The sequence below is a fragment of the Kitasatospora sp. NPDC047058 genome (assembly GCF_040643935.1).
In the GTDB taxonomy this organism is placed as follows: domain Bacteria; phylum Actinomycetota; class Actinomycetes; order Streptomycetales; family Streptomycetaceae; genus Kitasatospora.
Genome location: NZ_JBEYVJ010000023.1, coordinates 1 through 19,884, shown reverse-complemented (window position 1 = coordinate 19,884; position 19,884 = coordinate 1). Strand labels below are relative to the sequence as shown.

21 protein-coding genes and 1 pseudogene are annotated in these 19,884 nt (G+C 74.6%); 13 read left to right on the top strand and 9 right to left on the bottom strand.

All coding sequences use genetic code 11. The features are described from left to right. Positions 1 to 167: 167 nt before the first annotated feature. Positions 168 to 1,325 (top strand): acyl-CoA dehydrogenase family protein, encoded by a 1,158-nt coding sequence (locus ABZ885_RS05765; RefSeq protein ID WP_360183746.1) that lies wholly within the window; start codon positions 168 to 170, stop codon positions 1,323 to 1,325. 74 nt (positions 1,326 to 1,399) lie between these two features. Here ABZ885_RS05765 and ABZ885_RS05760 read toward each other — a convergent pair whose 3' ends face one another. Next, positions 1,400 to 1,666 (bottom strand): hypothetical protein, encoded by a 267-nt coding sequence (locus ABZ885_RS05760; protein ID WP_360183744.1) that lies wholly within the window; start codon positions 1,664 to 1,666, stop codon positions 1,400 to 1,402. Between the two features lie 241 nt (positions 1,667 to 1,907). On the opposite strand from ABZ885_RS05760, the gene ABZ885_RS05755 reads away from it, so the two are divergent. After that, on the top strand, positions 1,908 to 2,225 hold the full coding sequence (locus ABZ885_RS05755; RefSeq protein WP_360183742.1) for a cupin: 318 nt from the start codon (positions 1,908 to 1,910) through the stop codon (positions 2,223 to 2,225). A 49-nt stretch (positions 2,226 to 2,274) separates the two neighbouring features. On the opposite strand, the gene ABZ885_RS05750 is transcribed toward ABZ885_RS05755, so the two are convergent. Continuing rightward, positions 2,275 to 2,865 carry a TetR/AcrR family transcriptional regulator gene (locus ABZ885_RS05750; protein ID WP_360183740.1) on the bottom strand — a complete coding sequence of 197 codons (591 nt, stop codon included), beginning with the start codon at positions 2,863 to 2,865 and terminating at the stop codon, positions 2,275 to 2,277. 110 nt (positions 2,866 to 2,975) lie between these two features. Between ABZ885_RS05750 and ABZ885_RS05745 the strand changes: the two genes are divergently transcribed. Next, entirely contained in the window at positions 2,976 to 4,535 is a 1,560-nt protein-coding gene (locus tag ABZ885_RS05745) for an MFS transporter (protein ID WP_360183738.1), read from the top strand. A gap of 126 nt (positions 4,536 to 4,661) precedes the next feature. Continuing rightward, positions 4,662 to 5,300 carry a class I SAM-dependent methyltransferase gene (locus ABZ885_RS05740; RefSeq protein WP_360183736.1) on the top strand — a complete coding sequence of 213 codons (639 nt, stop codon included), beginning with the start codon at positions 4,662 to 4,664 and terminating at the stop codon, positions 5,298 to 5,300. A 30-nt stretch (positions 5,301 to 5,330) separates the two neighbouring features. Here the strand turns inward: ABZ885_RS05740 and ABZ885_RS05735 are convergent, their stop codons facing one another. Then, entirely contained in the window at positions 5,331 to 6,170 is an 840-nt protein-coding gene (locus ABZ885_RS05735; protein WP_360183734.1) for a DUF3626 domain-containing protein, read from the bottom strand. A 117-nt stretch (positions 6,171 to 6,287) separates the two neighbouring features. Here ABZ885_RS05735 and ABZ885_RS05730 point away from each other — a divergent pair, with 117 nt between their 5' ends. The 3 genes from ABZ885_RS05730 to ABZ885_RS05720 all read left to right on the top strand — a co-directional run bounded on the left by ABZ885_RS05730 (position 6,288) and on the right by ABZ885_RS05720 (position 7,954). Next, positions 6,288 to 6,698 (top strand): DUF202 domain-containing protein, encoded by a 411-nt coding sequence (locus ABZ885_RS05730; RefSeq protein WP_360183732.1) that lies wholly within the window; start codon positions 6,288 to 6,290, stop codon positions 6,696 to 6,698. Positions 6,699 to 6,880: 182 nt separating this feature from the next. Continuing rightward, complete coding sequence (gene tatA, locus ABZ885_RS05725) at positions 6,881 to 7,180, top strand: Sec-independent protein translocase subunit TatA (RefSeq protein ID WP_360183730.1); 300 nt, start codon at positions 6,881 to 6,883, stop codon at positions 7,178 to 7,180. A 237-nt stretch (positions 7,181 to 7,417) separates the two neighbouring features. Next, on the top strand, positions 7,418 to 7,954 hold the full coding sequence (locus ABZ885_RS05720) for a potassium channel family protein (RefSeq protein WP_360183728.1): 537 nt from the start codon (positions 7,418 to 7,420) through the stop codon (positions 7,952 to 7,954). A gap of 41 nt (positions 7,955 to 7,995) precedes the next feature. Here ABZ885_RS05720 and ABZ885_RS05715 read toward each other — a convergent pair whose 3' ends face one another. Then, positions 7,996 to 8,991 carry a zinc-dependent alcohol dehydrogenase family protein gene (locus tag ABZ885_RS05715; RefSeq protein WP_360183726.1) on the bottom strand — a complete coding sequence of 332 codons (996 nt, stop codon included), beginning with the start codon at positions 8,989 to 8,991 and terminating at the stop codon, positions 7,996 to 7,998. 186 nt (positions 8,992 to 9,177) lie between these two features. Here ABZ885_RS05715 and ABZ885_RS05710 point away from each other — a divergent pair, with 186 nt between their 5' ends. Then, positions 9,178 to 9,519, top strand: a complete 342-nt coding sequence (locus tag ABZ885_RS05710; protein ID WP_360183724.1) for a helix-turn-helix domain-containing protein — start codon at positions 9,178 to 9,180, stop codon at positions 9,517 to 9,519. A gap of 41 nt (positions 9,520 to 9,560) precedes the next feature. Here the strand turns inward: ABZ885_RS05710 and ABZ885_RS05705 are convergent, their stop codons facing one another. Together ABZ885_RS05705 and ABZ885_RS05700 are read right to left on the bottom strand one after the other, a co-directional pair. Next, on the bottom strand, positions 9,561 to 10,160 hold the full coding sequence (locus tag ABZ885_RS05705) for a helix-turn-helix domain-containing protein (RefSeq protein WP_360183722.1): 600 nt from the start codon (positions 10,158 to 10,160) through the stop codon (positions 9,561 to 9,563). Between the two features lie 112 nt (positions 10,161 to 10,272). Beyond that, complete coding sequence (locus ABZ885_RS05700) at positions 10,273 to 11,064, bottom strand: SDR family NAD(P)-dependent oxidoreductase (protein ID WP_360183720.1); 792 nt, start codon at positions 11,062 to 11,064, stop codon at positions 10,273 to 10,275. Positions 11,065 to 11,198: 134 nt separating this feature from the next. Here ABZ885_RS05700 and ABZ885_RS05695 point away from each other — a divergent pair, with 134 nt between their 5' ends. After that, on the top strand, positions 11,199 to 11,834 hold the full coding sequence (locus ABZ885_RS05695) for an NAD(P)H-binding protein (protein ID WP_360183718.1): 636 nt from the start codon (positions 11,199 to 11,201) through the stop codon (positions 11,832 to 11,834). A gap of 48 nt (positions 11,835 to 11,882) precedes the next feature. On the opposite strand, the gene ABZ885_RS05690 is transcribed toward ABZ885_RS05695, so the two are convergent. Further along, entirely contained in the window at positions 11,883 to 12,713 is an 831-nt protein-coding gene (locus tag ABZ885_RS05690; RefSeq protein ID WP_360183716.1) for a hypothetical protein, read from the bottom strand. A 295-nt stretch (positions 12,714 to 13,008) separates the two neighbouring features. On the opposite strand from ABZ885_RS05690, the gene ABZ885_RS05685 reads away from it, so the two are divergent. After that, on the top strand, positions 13,009 to 15,528 hold the full coding sequence (locus tag ABZ885_RS05685; RefSeq protein ID WP_360183714.1) for a helicase C-terminal domain-containing protein: 2,520 nt from the start codon (positions 13,009 to 13,011) through the stop codon (positions 15,526 to 15,528). 75 nt (positions 15,529 to 15,603) lie between these two features. Here ABZ885_RS05685 and ABZ885_RS05680 read toward each other — a convergent pair whose 3' ends face one another. Beyond that, a complete protein-coding gene (locus ABZ885_RS05680) occupies positions 15,604 to 15,858 on the bottom strand; it encodes a hypothetical protein (protein WP_360183712.1) in 255 nt (84 codons plus the stop codon). A 120-nt stretch (positions 15,859 to 15,978) separates the two neighbouring features. Here ABZ885_RS05680 and ABZ885_RS05675 point away from each other — a divergent pair, with 120 nt between their 5' ends. Continuing rightward, entirely contained in the window at positions 15,979 to 16,383 is a 405-nt protein-coding gene (locus ABZ885_RS05675) for a hypothetical protein (RefSeq protein WP_360183710.1), read from the top strand. Positions 16,384 to 16,465: 82 nt separating this feature from the next. Beyond that, positions 16,466 to 18,103 (top strand): DNA repair helicase XPB, encoded by a 1,638-nt coding sequence (locus ABZ885_RS05670; RefSeq protein WP_360183708.1) that lies wholly within the window; start codon positions 16,466 to 16,468, stop codon positions 18,101 to 18,103. Between the two features lie 18 nt (positions 18,104 to 18,121). Here ABZ885_RS05670 and ABZ885_RS05665 read toward each other — a convergent pair whose 3' ends face one another. After that, positions 18,122 to 18,280 carry a hypothetical protein gene (locus ABZ885_RS05665; protein ID WP_360183706.1) on the bottom strand — a complete coding sequence of 53 codons (159 nt, stop codon included), beginning with the start codon at positions 18,278 to 18,280 and terminating at the stop codon, positions 18,122 to 18,124. Between the two features lie 287 nt (positions 18,281 to 18,567). On the opposite strand from ABZ885_RS05665, the pseudogene ABZ885_RS05660 reads away from it, so the two are divergent. Beyond that, positions 18,568 to 19,884: pseudogene (locus ABZ885_RS05660) on the top strand (AAA family ATPase); the annotation flags it as partial.

The window sequence follows — 19,884 nt, the reverse complement described above, 5'->3', positions numbered from 1 at the left end:
CCGGTGTCCGTCCGTAGGCTAGCAAGGATTCACTTCGCGCGGCCCGAGGCCCGGCCCGCCGGGCTTGACCGCCGCGAGGACACCGGAGCGCCGACCCTGGACAGTGGAAGCTACCCGGGATTAACTTGTGGGGCGATCACCTGGGCACCACCGAAGGGAGCGCCGCCGTGCGCCGCACCGTGTTCACCGAGGACCACGAGGCCTTCCGGGAGACCATCCGGGACTTCATCGCCCACGAGGTCGTCCCGGTCTACGAGAGCTGGGAGACCGACGGCCACCCGCCGCGCGACTTCTACCGCAAGCTCGGCGAGCTCGGCGTCTACGGCATCGAGGTGCCGGAGGAGTACGGCGGCGCCGGCGAGAGCGGGTTCAAGTACCAGGCGGTCATCGCCGAGGAGACCGCCCGGGCAGGGGTCAGCTTCGGCTCCTCCGGCGTGCACACCGGCCTGGTGCTGCCGTACCTGCTGGAGTACGCGAACGAGGAACAGAAGCAGCGCTGGCTGCCCGGTTTCGTCTCCGGTGACATCATGACCGCCATCGCGATGACCGAGCCCGGCGCCGGCTCCGACCTCGCGGGCATCACCACGACCGCCCGGCTCTCCGGGGACGGCACCCACTACGTCCTCAACGGCGCCAAGACCTTCATCACCGGCGGCGTGCTCGCCGACCTGGTCCTGGTGATCTGCCGGACCTCCCCGTACGACCCGCAGAACCGCCGGGCCGGCCTCTCGATCCTCTGCGTGGACACCGCCTCCGAGGGCTACACCGTCGGCCGCAAGCTGCAGAAGATCGGCCTGCGCACCTCGGACACCGCCGAGCTGGCGTTCAGCGACGTCAAGGTGCCGGTGGAGAACCTGCTCGGCGAGGAGGGCATGGCCTTCTCCTACCTGACCCACAACCTGGTGCAGGAGCGCCTGGCCATCGCGGTCGGCGCGTACGCGGCCTCGGCGGCCGCCGTCCGGTTCGCCGTGCAGTACGTCAAGGACCGCAAGGTCTTCGGCAAGACGGTGGCCGAGTTCCAGAACACCAAGTTCACGCTGGCCGACTGCGAAGCCCAGGTGGTGGCCCAGCAGTCCGTGGTCGACCGCGCGCTGGAGCTCTACCAGCACGGTGGGCTGACGGTCGCGGACGCAGCGGCGGCGAAGCTGTTCTGCACCGAGTCGGCGTCCGGCGTGATCGACAAGTGCCTGCAGTTGCACGGCGGTTACGGGTACATCCTGGAGTACCCGATCGCCCGCCTCTACACCGACAACCGGGTGTTCCGGATCTACGGCGGCACCAGCGAGGTGATGCGCAGCATCGTCGCCAAGTCGCTCGGACTGTGACGGCCCCGGCCGGCTGACCCCGCGAGCACGGAAGGCGGCGGGCCGCACCCCCACGGCGGCCCGCCGTCATCCGGTCAGTTGGGGGACGCGTGCTCGTGCCGCCAGGCGTCCCAGCCCGCCGCCGATGCCACCTTCGCCTCGTGCAGCGCCCGGTGCGCCACGGCCGTCGGAGGCTTGTCCATCGTGCGCATCCAGTTGCGGCCGGCCGTCGCCAGCGCCGCGAACACCATCATCGCCCCGGCCGTACCGAGCACCGCACCGATGCCCGTGAGCACCGCACCGCCGGCCAGCAGCGAGCGGTTGACCTGGAACCCGTTCTGAAGACTCTCGTTGGTCGCCATGCATCCACCATCGGGGCAGTCGGCGGCTCCCGCACCCCGAGCGACTCCGACCGGGCGGTCCGGGCCGGGCGCCGGGGCCTCTTCAAGGGCCTGGCGGAGGCCCGGCGGGGCCCCGGCAGGGCCTCACCGGGGCCTCACCGCCCGGCGCGCGGCTCCGGGGTGCGGGAGCCGACCGCGTCCGCGAGGCTGGGCCGAAGGGGTCACCGCCCGGCCCCGGCAGGCCGGTCCAGGAGGACGCGCGATGGTCGATCTCGAACTGCTCGCCGTGGAGCACGCCGCCAGGGCCGCCGAGAGCCCGCACGGGCGTAGCGCCCATCTGGTGCTGCACGACGGCGTCCTGCGGCAGACCGTGATCGCGCTGACCGCGGGGACGTCCCTGGACGAGCACAACGCCCCGGCCGCCGCCTCGATCCAGGTGCTGCGCGGCCGGGTCTCGCTGACCATCACCGGCCACCTCCAGGAGCTGTCGGCGGGCCAGCTGCACCCGGTGCCGCAGGAACGGCACGGGCTGCTGGCCCACGTCGACTCGGTGGTGCTGCTGACGGCGGTGACCGCGTGACGCGCGCCCGGCCCGGTGGCTACGCGGTGGCCGGTCAGCCGGGCAGCCCCTAGGCGGTGGCCGGCTTCAGCACGCTGCCGCCGACCAGCCGCAGCCCCTGCAGGAAGTCCCTGCCGGTGGGCGCCTGCTCCGGCGCGGCCATCCACTGGAGCGCCATCCCGGCGAGCAGCGCCTGGTAGAACGTGCCGCGGGCCAGCTCCTCCTCGGTGTCCGACACCTCGGCGAGCCCCTGGAACAGCGCGGCGAGCCCGAGCCGGGCCTCCTTCTGCGTCGCGGCGAGCGCCTGCCTCAGCTCGGGCGCGTGCTCGACCTGCACGACCGCCTCGAACTGGGCCGCCCAGAGCCCCCGGTGCTCGACGAAGGTCTCCTTCACGCCGTCCCAGACCGCGACGAAGCGCTCCTCCGGGTCGTCCGACATCGAGGCCGCGCTCGCGACCACCGTGACCAGTCCCTCGCCCCAGTCCCCGGTGGCCTCGATCAGCGCCGCGTTGAGCAGCGCCTCCTTGGAGCCGAAGTGGTAGCCGATCGCGGCCAGGCTGACCCCGGAGGCGGTGGCGATGTCCCGGGCGGTGGTGCGCCCGTAGCCCTTCTCGTACAGGCAGCGCTTGGCGCCGGCCATCAGGTCTTCGCGGTTTCCCATGACGTCGATGCTACGGAAGATCCGGACGTTTGTCTTGCACGAACGTCTCGCACGATCGATTGAGACGCTTGTACTAGACAAGCGTCTGACACGTGCGTACCGTCTTCCTCATGACCGCAACCACCGGCCGCGCAGGCCGTCGCGAATGGATCGGCCTCGCCGTCCTCCTGCTCCCGACCCTCGTCCTGACCATGGACATGGGCGTGCTCTTCTTCGCCGTCCCGTACATCTCCACGACGCTGGCGCCGAGCGGCACCGAGCAGCTGTGGATCATGGACATGTACTCGTTCCTGCTGGCCGGGCTGCTCATCACGATGGGCGCGCTCGGCGACCGGATCGGCCGCCGCCGGCTGCTGATGATCGGCGCCACCGGCTTCATGGGCGCCTCGCTGCTGGCCGCCTACGCGGACGGCGCCGGCCAGCTGATCGCCGCCCGGGCCGTGCTCGGCGCCGCTGGGGCGACCGTGATGCCCTCGACCCTCGCGCTGATCCGCAACATGTTCCACGACGCCAGGCAGCGGCAGGTCGCGCTCAGCGCGTGGGGCGGCGTCCTCACCGCGGGTGCCACCCTCGGCCCGGTCGTCGGCGGCCTGCTGCTGGACCACTTCTGGTGGGGCTCGGCCTTCCTGATCGCCATTCCGGTGATGGCCCTGCTGCTGGTCACCGCCCCCGTCCTGCTGCCCGAGTACCGCTCCCCGCAGCGCGGCCGCTTCGACCTGCCCGGTGCCGTCCTCTCGCTGGCCGCGATCCTGCCGCTGGTCTACGGCGTGAAGACGCTCGCCGTCGACGGCTGGAGCCTGCTCCCCGCACTGGCCGTCCCGGCCGGCCTGCTGTTCGCCGGCGCCTTCGTCCAGCGGCAGCGCACCGCCGCCGCGCCGCTGCTCGACCTGGGCCTGTTCCGGATCCGCGCCTTCAGCGGGGCGATCAGCGTCAACACGGTCGCGATGTTCGCGATGATGGGCTTCACCCTCTTCACCTCGCAGTACCTGCAGCTGGTCAAGGACATGAGCCCGCTGACCGCCTCGCTCTGGGCGCTCGTCCCCAGCGTCGGCGTCGGCGCCGCGATCGGCGTCAGCTCGGCGCTCGCCGGCAAGGTCCGCCCGGCGGTGCTGATGGCCGGCGGCTTCCTGGTCGGCGCGGCCGGCTTCGCGATGATGACGCAGGTCGGCGCCGACTCCCCGCTCGCCCTGATCCTCACCGCGGCGGGCGTGCTGGCCGCCGGCACCGTCGGCACCATGACCCTCACCGCCGAGATGGTGGTCTCCGCCGCCCCGGTCGAGCGGGCCGGTGCCGCCTCCGCCACCTCCGAGACCGCCGTCGAGCTCGGCAGCTCGCTCGGCATCGCCCTGCTCGGCGCGGCCGGCGCCGCGGTCTACCGCTCCCGCCTCGACGGCGCCCTCCCGGCCGGCCTGGACGGCGAGGCCGCCCGCACCGCCCAGGACACCCTCGGGGGCGCGGTCAACGTCGCCGCCCACCTGCCCGGCCGGCTCGGCACCGAGCTGCTCGACACCGCCCGCACCGCCTTCACCGACGGCCTGCACGTCGCCGCGGTGGTCGGCCTGGTCTTCACGATCGGCGGTTCGGTCCTCGCCTACCGCCTGATGGCCCACCTCCCGGCCCGCCCCGCCGGGCCCGCCGCCGAACCGGCCACCGAGGCCGCCACCGTCTGATCCCACCGCTTGCGCGTCATCAAGAGCCCCCGTCCGGACGGACGGGGGCTCTCGCACGTCCGCCGGGAAGGCCCCGGCCGCGGAAAACCGGTCCCGCCGGGGCCCGCCCGGTGGCAGGCTGCCGCCATGACACATACGGCTGACCACAAGCGGGTTCGGGACAGTTACGACCTCGTCGCGCAGGAGTACCGCGACCGGATCGGCGGCGAGCTGGCGTACAAGCCGGTGGACCGGGCCCTGCTCGGGGCGGTGGTGGAGGCGGCCGCGGGCGGGCCGGTGGCCGACCTCGGGTGCGGGCCCGGCCACGTCGCCGGGTGGCTGACGGGGCAGGGGGCCGAGGTGGTCGGGATCGACCTGTCGCCGGCCATGGTGGAGCTCGCCCGGCGCGAGCACCCCGGCGCCGAGTTCCGCGAGGGCGACCTGCTCCGACTGCCCGCGGCGGACGGGGAGTTCGCCGCCGCGGTCGCGCTCTACTCGGTGATCCACCTCGCCCCCGCCGAGCTGGCGCCCGCCTTCGCCGAGCTGCGACGGGTGCTGCGGCCGTCCGGCACCGTGCTGGTCTCGTTCCACATCGGCACCGAGGTCCGCCGGCTCGACGAGTGGTGGGGCCACCGGGTGGACGTGGACTTCCACTTCCTGCAGCCGGACGCCGTCGCCGGCCTGCTGGCCGACGCCGGGTTCACCGTCGAGGCCCGGCTGGAGCGGGCACCGCTCCCCGAGGAGGCCGAGACCCGCCGCGGCTACCTGCTGGCCCGCCGCGACTAGGGTCCGCCGGACAGACCGCCGGTGCCCGGCTCAGGCCGGGGAGCCGAAGCGGGCGAGGTAGTGCCAGACCTTCTTGAGGTCCTGCGGGTCGTACCGGCCGGTGCGGACCGCGTCGCCGAGGATGCGCGGGTCGAGGTGGCCGTCCTCGGCGACGGCCACGCCGAGCGCGACGTACTCGGGGCCGCGGTAGTCCGGGTGGCGGCGCAGCTCGTCGGTGGAGAGGCGCACACCGGGGTGCCACTCGACCGGGCAGGGCAGGCGGCGGGCCTGCTCCTCGACCGGCGTGCCGCGGTGGCTCGGGTCGAGGACCAGCGCCTCGACGTCCCGGTCGAGCCGGACCTCGCCGTGCACCTGGGTCTCGATGTAGTCGTCCAGGGCGTCCGCGTCGTCGGCCTCGGCCAGCGCGACCAGGGGCATCCGGTCGGCGACGCCGAAGTCCGCGGGCTCGAGGTAGCTGTCGGGGTAGCAGAACGTGGACCGCGCGAGCGCCTGCGCGGTCAGCCGGAAGTGGGCCGAGCCGAACCGCGGCGCCGCGCCGAGCGGCTTGCGGCGGAAGTCGAGCGCCCCGTACACCGGGCGCTGCTCGGCCGGGGCCCCGTCGTACGCGCCGCCGAAGATCCGGCTCTCCCAGCGCCAGCGGTCGCCGCCCGGGTGGGCGGTGAGGCCGCCGTTGCTCGTCCCGGTGACGAACTGGGAGCGGTAGACGCCGCCCTCGGCGAGCGCCGCCAGGATCGGCCGGTCGCCGGCGGCCCGGTCGGGGTGGAAGTTGAGGGTGACGCGCAGGCCGGGGTCGAGCGGCGGTCCGGAGGACCGGTCGGCGACGTGCCGGAGGGCGCGCTCCTGCGCGGTGCGGGGCGTTTCTGGGCTCATCGCCGCAGTGTCCCGGACGGCGGACGGCGGCCGCACCCGAATTGGCCGGGCTGCGCCGCCGGGCCGCCCCGGCGAGACTGGCCTGGGACGACGATGCCGGGCGGAGCTGGAGGGCCGATGCCACGGTCGGAACGGGAGCCGGGACGGCAGCCGGATCCTGACCCCGAGCCGGATCCGGACGGGCCGCCGGGCGGCGGCGATGCGCCGGACTACCGCTTCTCGCTGGCCAACGAGCGGACCTTCCTGGCCTGGATCCGCACCTCGCTCGGCCTGCTCGCGGGCGGCATCGCCGTGGACCAGCTCACCCCCGGGGTCGCCCCCGAGCCGCTGCGGATCGCCCTCGCCGTGGTCTGCTCGCTGGGCGGCGCGCTGCTCGGGGTGACGGCGTACCGGCGGTGGGCCCGGGTGGAGGCGGCGATGCGGGCGGGGGCGCCGCTGCCGCGGACGCCGGTGCTGCTGGTGCTGTCGGCCGGGGTGGCCCTGGTGGCGGTGGTGTTCTGCGTCCTGATCATCGGGTACGCGAACTGAGCAAGGGACCGCTGGTCACGGGGTGGTTCAGACCACCTCCGGCAGGCCGCCCGGACAACATCTGGTTTTTGACCAGCGTTTCCCGGCCGGTGTATACGTTCGCCGCCGCGGCCAGGCATACTGGCCAGGTCGGGCGCTTTGCCCTCCTGTGACTCTAGAAGAGAAGGGACCGGTGGCCAGGGATGCTGCGGAACGGTCTTGAGCCCTGGCACCTCCTGGTGGTGCTGGCTGTCGTTGTCCTGCTGTTCGGATCGAAGAAGCTGCCGGAGATGGCACGCGGCCTCGGCAAGTCGATGCGCATCCTCAAGGCGGAGACCAAGGCGCTGCGCGAGGACGAGGCCCCGGCCGACGCGGCCGCCCAGGGCACCGCGCAGAGCACCGCCGCCCCGCAGCAGCCGGCCGCCGAGCAGGCGCGCCCGGCGGTCACCCCGACCAACGTGACCAAGGCCACCGAGACCTCCCGGCCGACCACCACGGCCTGAGCCTCGCACGCTTCCGACGAAGCCCCCGCCGGCCACGGCGGGGGCTTCGTCGTGTCCGGAGTCCGGCTCTGGGCGGGGCGGGGCGGGGCGGCCACACGGACCCGGGCGATCGCCCCGAAGGAGGAGCCCCCGCCCTCGCCCTGAGGCACGATCAGCCCGCCCACCCGCCGCGCGGCCTCCCCCGGGCGGAGCACTCCGGCGGGCGGCGTGCCCCGCCGCGGGGGGAGGCTGGGCGGGATGTCCGCCGACCAGCCCGCGCCGCCGCCGCCGAACCGCACCGACGTGCGGGCCTGGTGCCTGCTGCTGTGCGCCTTCGGACTGATGATGGCCGGCTACTTCACCCTGCCGCTGCGGTACCTCGGCGAGCGCCGCCCGCTGGTCAGCTGGCTCGTCTTCGTGGCCGCGCTGGTCGTGCTGAGCAGCCTGCTGGTGGCCCGGGTCATCGACATCCTGCGCGGCACCGGCCGCAACCCCGGGCTCTGGCTGGTCTTCCTGATCTGCCTCGCGCTGACCGTCTTCGCCGCCACGTACTACGTCCTCGGCGCCCAGCCCGACGAGTTCGTCGGCCTGCAGACCCGGCTGGACGCGATCTACTTCACCATCGTCACCATGTCGACCGTCGGCTACGGCGACATCACCCCGGCCGGCCAGGCGCCCCGGCTGGTGGTGACCCTGCAGATCACGTACAACTTCGTCTTCCTGGCCGCCGCGGCCGGCGTGCTCAGCCGCCAGATCCGCTCGGGCGTCGAGCAGCGCGTCCGCCGCCAGGGCTGACCGGTGCCCCCGACCGGACCGGCGCCCCGGCCGGACCGCCGTCAGTGCTCGACGGTGACCACGATCTTGCCCAGCTGGTTGCCGGCCTCCATGTAGCGGTGGGCGTCGGCGATCTCGTCCAGGCCGAAGACCCGGTCCACCACGGGGACGAAGGCACCGCTGCGCAGGCCGGAGGCGACGAAGGCCTCGGCCCGGCGGAGCCGCTGCGGGTCCGTGGTCGTCTCGTGCAGGGTGAAGCTGCGCATGTTCCGGCCGGTCACCACCGACATCGGCGGGAACGGCGTCTCCTGGCCGCTGAGCTGCCCGTAGACGAACAGGGTGCCGCCGGGGGCGAGCGCCTTGGCGAGGTCCACCACGCCGGGGCCGGCGATGGCGTCGAAGACGAACTCGGCGCCCCGGCCGCCGGTGAGGCCGAGCACGCGGTCGGTGACCGCCTCCTCCTCGGTGACGATCACCTCGGCGGCCCCGGCCTTGAGCAGGGCGTCCCGCTTGGCCCGGGTACGGGTGGTGGCCACGGGGACGGCGCCGATCCGGTTGGCGATCTGGATCGCGGCCAGGCCGACACTGCTGGAGGCGGCGGTGAGCACGACCGTGTCGCCCGGCCGCATGCCGCCGATCTCGACCAGCGCGCCGTACGCCGTCACGTACGGCATCCAGACCGCCGCGCCGCCGATGGCGTCCAGCCCGTCCGGGCGGTGGACGACCGCCCGCGCGGGGACGACGGCACGCTCGGCGTAGACGCCGTAGTCGTTCATCGAGAAGGCCGGCACCACGCTGACCGCCTGGCCGGCCTCGAAGCCGGTGACGTCCGGGCCGACCGCCTCGACCACGCCCGCGGCCTCGCTGCCGAGACGGGCCGGGAACTCCTTGACCGGCTGGACGTACTCGCCGCTGCGGAACATCACCTCGGCCCGGTTGAGGCCGATCGCGTCCACCCGGATCAGCAGCTCGCCGGGGCCGGGCTCGCCGACCGGCACGTCCTCCAGCCGCAGTACCTCCGGCCCGCCGAGCTCGTGGAACCGCACCGTCCTGGCCATCGTCGTTCCCCCTCCGGTCCTGGTCGGTGACGCGGGATCAGCGCCGCCGTGCCTCCACTGAAGCCGAAAGTACGTCAGCTGTCAAACTTCGATGAGCGTCATACTTCGACCGCTGGCATACTTCGATGGCTGCCGTACCATGAGCGCGGACGGTCCGGGGACGGGCCAGGAGGAGGGCGGAGACCCATGACGGCAGCACGGCGCAGCGGACAGCAGGACCGCGTCCCGCCCCACCCCGACGTGCGGACGATCAGCCTGCAGCAGGTCCTGGAGGCCGTGGTCGACCCGGTGCGCCGCCTGATCGTCGGCGAGCTGTACGCGGCCGGCGAGGACCTCGCCTGCGGCACGATCGAGCTGCCGGTCAGCAAGTCCACCGCCACCCACCACTTCCACGTGCTGCGCGAGGCCGGGCTGATCCGGCAGTACTACGTGGGCACCTCGCGGATGAACGCCCTGCGCCGCGAGGAGTTCGACGAGGCCTTCCCGGGGCTGCTCCGCGCGCTGATGGTCGAGCGCGAGCGGGCCTGAGCCGCCCGCCCCACCCGCCGCCGGCGCAGCGGGCCGGGGGCTCAGGCGGCGGGCCCGCCCAGTGCGCTCCGCACCAGCCGGGTCACCGCCGGGACGGCCGCCCGCAGGTCCCCGTCCGGGCCGACGGCCTCGCCCGCCAGCGCGTCGAAGGTCTCGAAGCCGGTGAGGACGAACAGCAGCGCCGCCGCGTCCTCCGGTGCGCCGTCGAGCCGGGCGGCCAGGACCTCGGCGCCCCCGCGACGCCGGGCGTCGCGCTCCCCGATCACCCGGCCGACCTCCTCGTCCAGGGCGGCCAGCGCTCGCAGCCGGCGGGTGCAGACCCGGTCCACCGCCCAGAAGCCGCCCATCACCTCGACGAAGAGGTCCACCGCCGGCCACGGCTCGGGGTGGATGAACGCCTCGGCGAGCCGCGCCATCCCGCCCTGGGCGGCGAGCGCGTCACAGACCGCCTCCAGCAGGCCGGTCTTCGAGCCGAACTGGTAGTAGACGGTGGCCCGGGCGACGTCCGCCCGCTTGGCCACCGCGTCCAGCGAGAGCGTTCCCGTCCCGGCGAGCTGCGCGCGCGCCGCGTCGGTGATCCGCGCGCGCGTCTCGTCCACGTCCGCCTGCCGCTGTCCCATCCGGTAGGCCCGGGGGGTCATCGCGCTCGCCTCCACTCGCTCGCCCCGCCGCCGTCGCGCCGGGGGTCGGACTCCCGTGAACAGGCAGTATCCCCGATCACCCGAACGGGAGTCCCGGGCGGGAGCGGGAGCGTCAGACGATGACCCGCCCGCCGCTGACGTCCAGGGTCTGTCCGGTGATCCAGGAGGACCCGGCGGAGGCCAGGAAGAGCGTGGCCGCCGCGACGTCCCCGGGCTCGCCGAGCCGCCCCAGCGGGTGGGCGGCGGCGACCGCGGCCTGCACCTCGGGCGGCATGAGGGCGGCCGTCCGCTCGGTCCGGACCGCGCCCGGCGCGATCGCGTTGACCCGGACGCCCGCGCCCGCCAACTCCAGGGCCAGGTGCCGGGAGTACATCAGCACCCCGGCCTTCGCGGCCGCGTACGCGGCCGAGGAGCCGCTGGGCAGCCGGCCGGCCGTGGACGCCATGGTGATCACCGAGCCGCTGCCGCGCTCGACCAGGCCCGGCAGGAAGGCCTGGACGGTGAGGAAGGTGGCGGTCAGGTTGGCGTCCAGCACGGAACGCCAGTGCTCCTCGGTCTCCCGGACGGTCGGCACGGGGTAGCCGTCGCCGCCGGCGAACGCCGCGAGGACGTCGACCGGACCGAGCTCCGCCTCGATCCGGGCCGCCGCCCGGGCGAGCGCCGCGGCGTCGGTGCAGTCGGCGACCAGGCCGAGCGCCCCGGCGGCGGTCGCGTCGGCGGCGGACGTGTCGGCGGCGGACCGCAGCTCCCCGGCGACGGCGTCCAGGGCCGCCGCGTCGCGGCCGAGGACGGCGACCGAGGCCCCCTGCCGGGCGAACGACCGGGCGGTCTCGGCGCCGATGCCGCGGCTGCCTCCGGTGATCACGACGACCTTGCCGGCCAGGTCGGGGTACTGAACTCCCATGGCTGTTCGCTCCCTTGAGCTCGGTGGTGTGGTTCACTGGATTCAGTCATACAGCCTGTCTGAATGAATCGGCAAGCGTTCGCAGGGCCCGGCAGGCGCCCTGGGACCGCACGCAGGACCGCAAGGAGGACTTGATGAAGATCGCCGTCGTCGGCGCCGCCGGCCGCACCGGCCGCCTGGTCGTCGACCTCGCCCTGGCCGCCGGGCACACCGTCACCGCGGTCGCCCGCACGCCCTCCCGGCTACCGGAGTTCGCCCACGGCACCCCGCTCACCGCACGGGCCGACGTCCACCACCCCGGCTCCCTGCACGAACCGCTGGCCGGGCAGGACGCGGTGGTCTCCACGCTCGGCACGACCGGCCGGTCCGCCACCACCGTCTTCTCGGACGGCGCACGGGAGCTGGTGGCCGCCGCGGAGGCCGGCGGGGTGCGGCACCTGGTCGCGATGTCCTCGGCAGGGCTGGAGACCGGCCATCTCCCGTTCGCCCAGCGGGTGGTGACCCGACTGGTGGTGGACCGGCTCTACCGGGAGATCCACCGCGACCTGGCCCGGATGGAGGCGGTGCTCGCCGCCTCCGGCACGGCCTGGACGGTCGTCCGCGCGCCGATGCTCAAGGACGGCCCGCCCGCAGCGGCCCCGCGCGTCGCCTACGACCACCCGCTGCCCGGCGCCGGCACCGCCTCGCGGGCCACCCTCGCCGCCTGGATCGTCGGGCACCTCGGCGCCCCTGAGACGTTCGGCCGCCGGGTCACCATCGCCGACGGCTGACCGGCGACGGCCGGCCACGGAAGCCGCCGGCTGCCCCGGACGCGTTGCTCAACCCTCCGGCACGGGACGCCGCTTGAGGGCGATGGCCAGCAGGACGAGCGCCGACAGGGCCGCCGAGACGCGCAGCACGCCCGGCGCCGCCGACCAGGTCATCTGCCCCAGCTGGGAGCCCGGCTGGAGGCCGCCGCCCTGGCCGTTCCCGGCATGCTGCATGGCGAGGAAGGTGGTCGCGCTCATGGTGATCAGCGGGATGCCCAGGATCACGAACTTGCGCATGAAGTCGCTCAGCCGGCGGGACAGGTAGCCGAGGCCCCAGCCCGCCAGCATGGCCGGGAAGAAGCCGGTGACGGCGCCTCCGACGAGCAGGCCGCAGGAGAGCAGGAGCAGCGGGGACGGCCGGCGGCCGGAGAGCGCGCCCTGCTTCGCGGGAGCGTCGGCGGCTTTCGCCGCGGCCTTCGCCGCGGCCTTCGCCCGTCTGCGGGCCTTCCTCGCCGGACCCGCAGCCGTCGCGGGCTCCGCCGGCGCGGCGGCCCGGGCGGGTTCGGCCGGACGGGCGGTCTCCGCCTGCTCCCCGGCCCGCTGCCCGGGGACCGGCCTGGTCTCCGGGGCCGGGCCGTCCGAGAAGTCGAGCCTGACCATCCAGCCGTTGGCGTTGACGGACATGTACGGCGCCGGCACGGCCTCCGGGTCGCCGTCCTGGTCCGGGTCCGCGTCCGCGACCGGCTGCGCGACCCAGGGCGAGCCCGCCTCGTCCGCGGCCCGCGCCGGCCGACGCGGCCCGGACGGCCCGGCGGTCCCGGACGCACCGGAGGCACCGGAGGCACCGGACGCCGGCGGCTCCGCCGGAACGGACGGCGGCGCGGAGGGACGCGGCGGCACCGGAGCCCCGCCCCCCGCGTACACGCTGTCCTCGTCCCCGGCGCCCGCCGAAGCCTCCGGAGCCCCGCCACCCCCCGAAGCCTCCGGGCGTCCCGGCCCCCCGGAGGCCTCACCCCCCGACGGCCCGCTCCACGGCCCCCGCTTGCGCCACCACTCGCCGTCCGCCATCGCCCAACACCCCGCCTCACCCGTGCCGCAGCGGCCCCCGTGAGGCCGCCGGTCAGACGGTACCCACCGGAATCGGGGCCACGCCGACCGGTCCCCACCGTCCGTCCTCCCGACTAACCTAGGTCGAATGACCACACAGCAGGGCCCCCAACGCTCCGGCAAGGCGCCCGCCGGCCCCCGCACCCTCGCCGAGGAGCTCCGCGGCCGCGCGGACGACGACCTCGCCGCCCTGCTCCGGTCCCGCCCCGACCTGCTCAACCCCGTCCCCGGCGACCTCACCCAGCTCGCCGCCCGGCTCTCCTCCCGCGCGTCCGCGCTGCGCGCCCTGGAGCGGCTCGACCGGTTCACCCTGCAGGTCGCCGAGGCGCTGGCGGCCGCCCCGGACGGCGCCACCCCCGCCGCCGTCAAGTCGCTGCTCAGCGGCCCGGCCAAGGTCAAGCCGCACCCGGGCGCGACCCCGCTGACCCCGGCCGACCGGTCCGCCGTCGCCGCCGCCCTCCCCCGGGCGCTCGTCACCCTGCGCGACCGCGCCCTGCTCTGGGGCCCGGACAACGGGCTGCGCCTGGTCATCGCCGCCCGCGAGGCACTCGCGCCGACCGCCGCCAACCCGGGCCGGACCGGCCTCGGCCCGACGTTCGCCGACGCCACCACCGGCATGTCCCCGGCCCGGCTGCAGCAACTCCTCGCCTCCGCCGGGCAGCCCGCCACCCCGGACCCGGTCACCGCCGTCGCCGCGCTCACCGCGCTGCTCACCGACCGCGCCCGCTGCGACGCGCTGCTCGCCACCGCCCCCGAACCGGCGCTGCGCCTGCTGGACCGGCTGGTCTGGGGGCCGCCCACCGGCACCGTCCCGGACGCCACCCGCCCGGTCACCGCCGAGGACGCGCAGAGCCCGGTCGAATGGCTGCTGGCCCGCGGCCTGCTGCTGCCCAGCAGCCCCGGCAGCGTCGTACTGCCCCGCGAACTGGCCCTGCACCTGCGCGGCGGCCGCACCCACCGCGAGGTCGAGCCGGTCCAGCCCGAGCCCGCCCCGGCCTCCGCCCCGCGCGATCCCCAGGTGGTGGACCGGGCCGCCGCCGGGCAGGCCCACACCGCCGTCCGGACCGTCGAGGAGCTGCTCGACCTCTGGGGCCTCAACCCGCCGCCCACCCTGCGCGCCGGCGGCCTCGGCGTGCGCGACCTCAAGCGCACCGCGCAGGCCCTGGAGACCACCGAGCAGCAGGCCGCCTTCTGGCTCGAACTCGCCCACACCGCGGGCCTGCTGGCCCCGGACGGCGAGGCCGACGAGCGCTGGGCGCCCACCCCGGCGTACGACGGCTGGCTGCAGCAGGACACCGCCGACCGCTGGGTGCTGCTGGCCGAGAGCTGGCTCGCCGCCACCCGGGTGTCCGCCCTGACCGGCACCGCGGACGCCAAGGGCAAGGCGCGCGCCCCGCTCGGCCCCGAACTGGACCGCACGCTCGCCCCGTCCGTCCGCCGCGGCACCCTGGCCCTGCTCGCCGAACTGCCGCCCGGCACCGCCCCCACCGCCGACGAGCTGCTGCCCACCCTGCGCTGGCAGCGCCCGCTGCGCGGCGGCCCGGCCACCGGCCAGGACCCGGCCACCGGGCACCCCCGCGACCTGCGGGACGAGCTCACCGCCTGGACCCTCGCCGAGGCCGAACTGCTCGGCGTCACCGGCCGCGGCGCCCTCTCCGCCCCCGCCCGCGCACTGCTCACCGCCGAGGCCGACCCGGCCGAGGTGCTGGCCCCGCTGCTGCCGCAGCCGCTGGACCACGTCATCCTGCAGCCGGACCTCACCGCGATCGCGCCCGGCCCGCTGCTCACCCCGCTCGCCCAGGCGCTCGCGCTCTGCGCCGACATCGAGTCCAAGGGCGGCGCCACCGTCTACCGGTTCACGCCCGAGTCGGTCCGCCGCGCCCTGGACGCCGGCCGCACCGCCGCCGACCTGCAGTCCTTCCTGGAGCAGCACTCGCGCACGCCCGTCCCGCAGCCGCTCGCCTACCTGATCGACGACGTGGCCCGCCGGCACGGCATCCTGCGGGTCGGCGCCGCTTCCTCGTACCTGCGCTGCGACGACCCGCAGCTGCTCGGCGAGGTGCTGGCCGACCGACGCTCCGCCGACCTGCGGCTGCGCCTGCTCGCCCCCACCGTCCTCGCCGCCCAGGCCGCGCCCGATGTGCTGCTCGCCGCCCTGCGCACCATGGGCTACGCGCCCGCGGCCGAGTCCGCCGAGGGCGACGTCCTGATCACCCGGCCGGACAGCCACCGCACCCCGCCGCGCGCGGCCCCCGTCCCCGTCCCCGACGGCCCGCCCACCCCCGACGACACCCTGCTCGCGGCGGCCGTCAAGGCCATCCGGGCGGGCGACCGCGCCGCCACCGCGGTCCGCCGCGAGCCGACAACCGACCCGCGCCACCTCCCGCGCACCCCGGCCGCCGAGACGCTGGCCGCGCTGCAGACCGCCGTCCTGCTCGGCGAGCGGATGTGGATCGGCTACCTCAACGCCGAGGGGCTCGCCAGCCAGCGGATCATCGACCCGGTCAAGGTCGAAGGCGGCTTCGTCACCGCCTTCGACCACCACGCGGACGAGCTCCGCACCTTCGCCCTGCACCGGATCACCGGCGTGGCCGAGCTGGAGGAGTAGCCGCCGCCCCTAGGAGCCGCGCCCGGAGGAGCCGCGCCGGCGGGGGCCCGCGTCGGCGGAGGAGCCGGCACGGGATCAGTGCCCGCCCTGGGCCTCCTTCATCTTCTCCTTGACCGCCTGGTCCGCCAGCGTGCCGATCTGGCCCTGGCCGACCGGCAGGTTTCCCGCGCCGGTCAGGTCCGCGAGCAGGAAGGCGGGGGACGCCAGCAGCCCGCCCGGGCCCTCCCCCACGCCCGCGAGGGCGTACGCGGAACCGGCGGAGGAGGCGGTCGCGGCGAAGGCGGTGCCGGCGAGGGCGAGAGCGGTGAGGACACGCTTCGGCTTGTTCATGACCTGCTCTAACGAGCGGCCTCCGCACCGGTCACCGCCCTCCGTTTGACGGGCCCGGCACCCCGGCGTAGTCCGGAAGAGAGGGGGAGTCCGGCAGGGGGGAGTCCGAAAGGAGTCATCATGCTCGGCGATCACATAGGCGACACCGAGGGCCAGGAGACCGGTCGGCGCGTCCTCGACGCCGGCGACGGCCACGTCACGGTCGAGGTCTCGTTCCGGGGCAGCGGCAGCTACTTCGGCATCGAGGTCCAGGGCATCGGCACCTACGAGTCCGAACTTCGGCCCGACGGCAGCCTCTACGGCGAGGGCCAGGGCGTCGACATGACCGCCGACGGCCAGAGCGTCACCTGGCACGGCGCCGGCGTCGGCCACTTCACCGAGAACGGCGGCACCAGCTTCCGCGGGTCGCTGTTCTTCTCCACCACCGCCCCGCAGCTGGAACGCCTGAACGGCGTGGCGGGCCTCTTCGAGTTCGACACCGACGCCGAGGGCAAGTCCACCGGCAAGCTCTACGAATGGAAGTAGCCTCCCGGCTTCCCCGTCGGATGCGCGACACTGGAGGGTCTGCGTCCCGACAGACCTGCCAGCCAGTGGAGGGCTCCCCCGCGTGAACGACGGACCGCTCATCGTCCAGAGCGACAAAACTCTTCTCCTGGAGATCGACCACCCCAAGGCCTCCGACTGCCGCCGTGCGATCGCGCCGTTCGCCGAGCTGGAACGCGCGCCCGAACACGTGCACACCTACCGGGTGACCCCGCTCGGGCTGTGGAACGCGCGCGCCGCCGGCCACGACGCCGAGCAGGTGGTCGACGCCCTGGTGACGTACTCGCGCTACCCGGTGCCGCACGCGCTGCTGGTCGACGTGGCCGACACCATGGCGCGCTACGGGCGGCTCCGGCTCAGCAAGCACCCCACCCACGGCCTGGTGCTCACCACCACCGACCGTCCGGTGCTGGAGGAGGTGCTGCGCTCCAAGAAGATCGCCCCGCTGGTCGGCGCCCGGGTGGACCCGGACACCGTCGTCGTCCACCCGTCCGAGCGTGGCCAGATCAAGCAGGTGCTGCTCAAACTCGGCTGGCCCGCCGAGGACTTCGCCGGCTACGTGGACGGCGAGGCGCACCCGATCGAGCTGGACCAGAACGGCTGGCAGCTGCGCCCGTACCAGGCCCAGGCCGTCGAGGGCTTCTGGCACGGCGGCTCGGGCGTGGTCGTGCTGCCCTGCGGCGCCGGCAAGACGCTGGTCGGCGCCGCCGCCATGGCCGAGGCCAAGTCGACCACGCTGATCCTGGTCACCAACACCGTCTCGGCCCGGCAGTGGAAGCACGAGCTGGTCAAGCGCACCTCGCTGACCGAGGACGAGATCGGCGAGTACAGCGGGACGAAGAAGGAGATCCGCCCGGTCACCATCGCCACCTACCAGGTGATGACCACCAAGCGGAAGGGCGTCTACGCCCACCTGGAACTCTTCGACGCCCGCAACTGGGGCCTGGTGGTCTACGACGAGGTGCACCTGCTGCCCGCACCGGTGTTCAAGTTCACGGCCGACCTGCAGGCCCGCCGCCGGCTCGGCCTGACCGCCACCCTGGTCCGCGAGGACGGCCGGGAGGGCGACGTCTTCTCGCTCATCGGCCCGAAGCGCTTCGACGCCCCGTGGAAGGAGATCGAGGCGCAGGGCTACATCGCGCCCGCCGACTGCTGCGAGGTCCGGGTCACCCTGACCGACTCCGAGCGGCTCGCCTACGCGACCGCCGAGCCCGAGGAGCGCTACCGCTTCTGCGCCACCACCGCCACCAAGCGGCGGGTGGTCGAGGCGCTGGTCAGGAAGCACGAGAAGGACCAGACGCTGATCATCGGCCAGTACATCGACCAGCTGGACGAACTCGGCGAGGTCCTGGACGCCCCGGTGATCAAGGGCGAGACCAGCAACGCCCAGCGCGAGAAGCTGTTCGACGCGTTCCGCGCCAAGGAGATCAGCGTCCTGGTGGTCTCCAAGGTCGCCAACTTCTCGATCGACCTGCCCGAGGCGACCGTCGCCATCCAGGTCTCCGGGACGTTCGGCTCCCGCCAGGAGGAGGCCCAGCGCCTCGGTCGCGTGCTGCGCCCCAAGGCGGACGGCCATGCGGCCCACTTCTACTCGGTGGTGGCCCGCGACACCGTCGACCAGGACTTCGCCGCCCACCGGCAGCGCTTCCTGGCCGAGCAGGGCTACGCCTACCGCATCATCGACGCGGACGACGTCCTGTAGGCCCTGCCGGAACGGACGTCAGTACCCGACACCGTCGCGCCCGAGGAACACCACGCGCGCGGCGGTGTCGAGGGCGATCCCGACGTTGCGGACGGCGGTGAGCAGCGGGTTGCGGCGGTGGCCGGGCACGGCGGTGGCGCCGGCCGGGGCGGTGGGGGTGGTCTTCTGTGTGCTCATGTCTCCACCGTAGGCACCCGACGCGCCACGGACATCACCCCAAAGGCCGTATCCGCCGGGACGGAGGTCGTCCTCCGGGTGTACGGCGGCCCCTGAGGCATCCGGGCTGGAACCCTGACCCCGCCGGGTCTAAGATCGTTCGCCTGCCCCCTCCCGAACCGTGGTACCTGCTGAGTCGCGCAGGCAGCCGGGGGAGGCGCCGACCGCTCGGCAACCGGCCGGCTGTATCCACCGTGAGCTCCTACGATCCGCTGCGCCCGCCTCCGGGGCAGCCGGGAAGGTTCGCTGTGCCTGCCACCCCCACCACCGACCCCCTCCAGCGCGAACGCGACCACCTCGCCGCCTCCCGGGCCGCACTGCGCGCCATGCGCGAGGACGTCCAGTCGCTCGACATCCGCGACGTCACCGGCACCTGGGTCACCGCCGTCGTGCTGCAGAACCAGATCGAGGCCCGGATCGCCGCCCTGGCCGACCTCTCGCACACCCCGCTGTTCTTCGGCCGCCTCGACTACCTGCACGCGATCAGTGAGGAGCTCTCGGAGGGCTCCGGCGGAGAGAGCTTCTACATCGGCCGCCGGCACGTCCACGACGCCGACGGCGACCCGATGGTGATCGACTGGCGCGCGCCGGTCTCCCAGCCGTTCTACCGGGCCAGCCGGACCGAGCCGATGGACGTCGAGCGCCGCCGCCGGTTCGGCTACACCGGCGGCGAGCTGACCGCGTACGAGGACGAGCACCTCACCGACCCGGCCGAGTCCGACTCCGCCTCGGCCCTGCTGGCGGCCGAGATCGAGAAGCCCCGTGTCGGCCCGATGCGCGACATCGTCGCCACCATCCAGCCCGAGCAGGACGAGATCGTCCGCGCCGACGTCTCCGGCACCGTCTGCGTCCAGGGCGCCCCCGGCACCGGGAAGACCGCCGTCGGCCTGCACCGCGTGGCGTACCTGCTGTACGCCCACCGCGAGCGGCTGGCCCGCACCGGCACCCTGGTGATCGGCCCGAACAACGCCTTCCTCTCCTACATCGAGCAGGTGCTGCCCGCCCTGGGCGAGCTGGACGTCGCGCAGGCCACCGTGCAGCAGCTGGTCGCGCACGTCGAGGTGAGGGGCGAGGACGGCGCCGAGGCGGCCCGGCTGAAGGGCGACGCCCGGATGGCCGAGGTGCTGCGGCGGGCGGTCCGGTCCGGCATCACGCTGCCCACCGAGCCCTGCGTGGTGGTCCGCGGCTCCCGGCGCTGGCGTGTACCCGCCTACGAACTGGTCGAGATCATCGAGGAGTTGAAGGGCCGGGAGATCCGCTACGGCGCCGCCCGGGACGCCCTCCCGCAGCGGATCTCCCACGCCGTGCTGCTGAAGATGGAGCAGGGCGGCGAGGCCCCGGACGACCGGGTGCAGGACGCGGTGGCCCGCAACTCCGCGGTCAAGGCGGTGGTCAAGGAGTGCTGGCCCCTGGTCGACCCGGCCAAGCTGGTGCTCCGGCTGCTCTCCGATCCGGAGTTCCTCGCCGCGTGCGCGGACGGCGTCCTCACCGGGGAGGAGCAGCAGGCGGTGCTCTGGCCCAAGCCCGGCCGCTCGGTGAAGACCGCCCGCTGGACGCAGGCCGAC

What these genes read in the sequence shown, in the direction of transcription:
- ABZ885_RS05760 (WP_360183744.1), bottom strand. Translation starts at nt 1,666, where the DNA reads ATGGCGACCAACGAGAGTCTTCAGAACGGGTTCCAGGTCAACCGCTCG.
- ABZ885_RS05755 (WP_360183742.1), top strand. Translation starts at nt 1,908, where the DNA reads ATGGTCGATCTCGAACTGCTCGCCGTGGAGCACGCCGCCAGGGCCGCC.
- ABZ885_RS05750 (WP_360183740.1), bottom strand. Translation starts at nt 2,865, where the DNA reads ATGGGAAACCGCGAAGACCTGATGGCCGGCGCCAAGCGCTGCCTGTAC.
- ABZ885_RS05745 (WP_360183738.1), top strand. Translation starts at nt 2,976, where the DNA reads ATGACCGCAACCACCGGCCGCGCAGGCCGTCGCGAATGGATCGGCCTC.
- ABZ885_RS05740 (WP_360183736.1), top strand. Translation starts at nt 4,662, where the DNA reads ATGACACATACGGCTGACCACAAGCGGGTTCGGGACAGTTACGACCTC.
- ABZ885_RS05735 (WP_360183734.1), bottom strand. Translation starts at nt 6,170, where the DNA reads ATGAGCCCAGAAACGCCCCGCACCGCGCAGGAGCGCGCCCTCCGGCAC.
- ABZ885_RS05730 (WP_360183732.1), top strand. Translation starts at nt 6,288, where the DNA reads ATGCCACGGTCGGAACGGGAGCCGGGACGGCAGCCGGATCCTGACCCC.
- tatA (WP_360183730.1), top strand. Translation starts at nt 6,881, where the DNA reads ATGCTGCGGAACGGTCTTGAGCCCTGGCACCTCCTGGTGGTGCTGGCT.
- ABZ885_RS05720 (WP_360183728.1), top strand. Translation starts at nt 7,418, where the DNA reads ATGTCCGCCGACCAGCCCGCGCCGCCGCCGCCGAACCGCACCGACGTG.
- ABZ885_RS05715 (WP_360183726.1), bottom strand. Translation starts at nt 8,991, where the DNA reads ATGGCCAGGACGGTGCGGTTCCACGAGCTCGGCGGGCCGGAGGTACTG.
- ABZ885_RS05710 (WP_360183724.1), top strand. Translation starts at nt 9,178, where the DNA reads ATGACGGCAGCACGGCGCAGCGGACAGCAGGACCGCGTCCCGCCCCAC.
- ABZ885_RS05705 (WP_360183722.1), bottom strand. Translation starts at nt 10,160, where the DNA reads ATGACCCCCCGGGCCTACCGGATGGGACAGCGGCAGGCGGACGTGGAC.
- ABZ885_RS05700 (WP_360183720.1), bottom strand. Translation starts at nt 11,064, where the DNA reads ATGGGAGTTCAGTACCCCGACCTGGCCGGCAAGGTCGTCGTGATCACC.
- ABZ885_RS05695 (WP_360183718.1), top strand. Translation starts at nt 11,199, where the DNA reads ATGAAGATCGCCGTCGTCGGCGCCGCCGGCCGCACCGGCCGCCTGGTC.
- ABZ885_RS05685 (WP_360183714.1), top strand. Translation starts at nt 13,009, where the DNA reads ATGACCACACAGCAGGGCCCCCAACGCTCCGGCAAGGCGCCCGCCGGC.
- ABZ885_RS05680 (WP_360183712.1), bottom strand. Translation starts at nt 15,858, where the DNA reads ATGAACAAGCCGAAGCGTGTCCTCACCGCTCTCGCCCTCGCCGGCACC.
- ABZ885_RS05675 (WP_360183710.1), top strand. Translation starts at nt 15,979, where the DNA reads ATGCTCGGCGATCACATAGGCGACACCGAGGGCCAGGAGACCGGTCGG.
- ABZ885_RS05665 (WP_360183706.1), bottom strand. Translation starts at nt 18,280, where the DNA reads ATGAGCACACAGAAGACCACCCCCACCGCCCCGGCCGGCGCCACCGCC.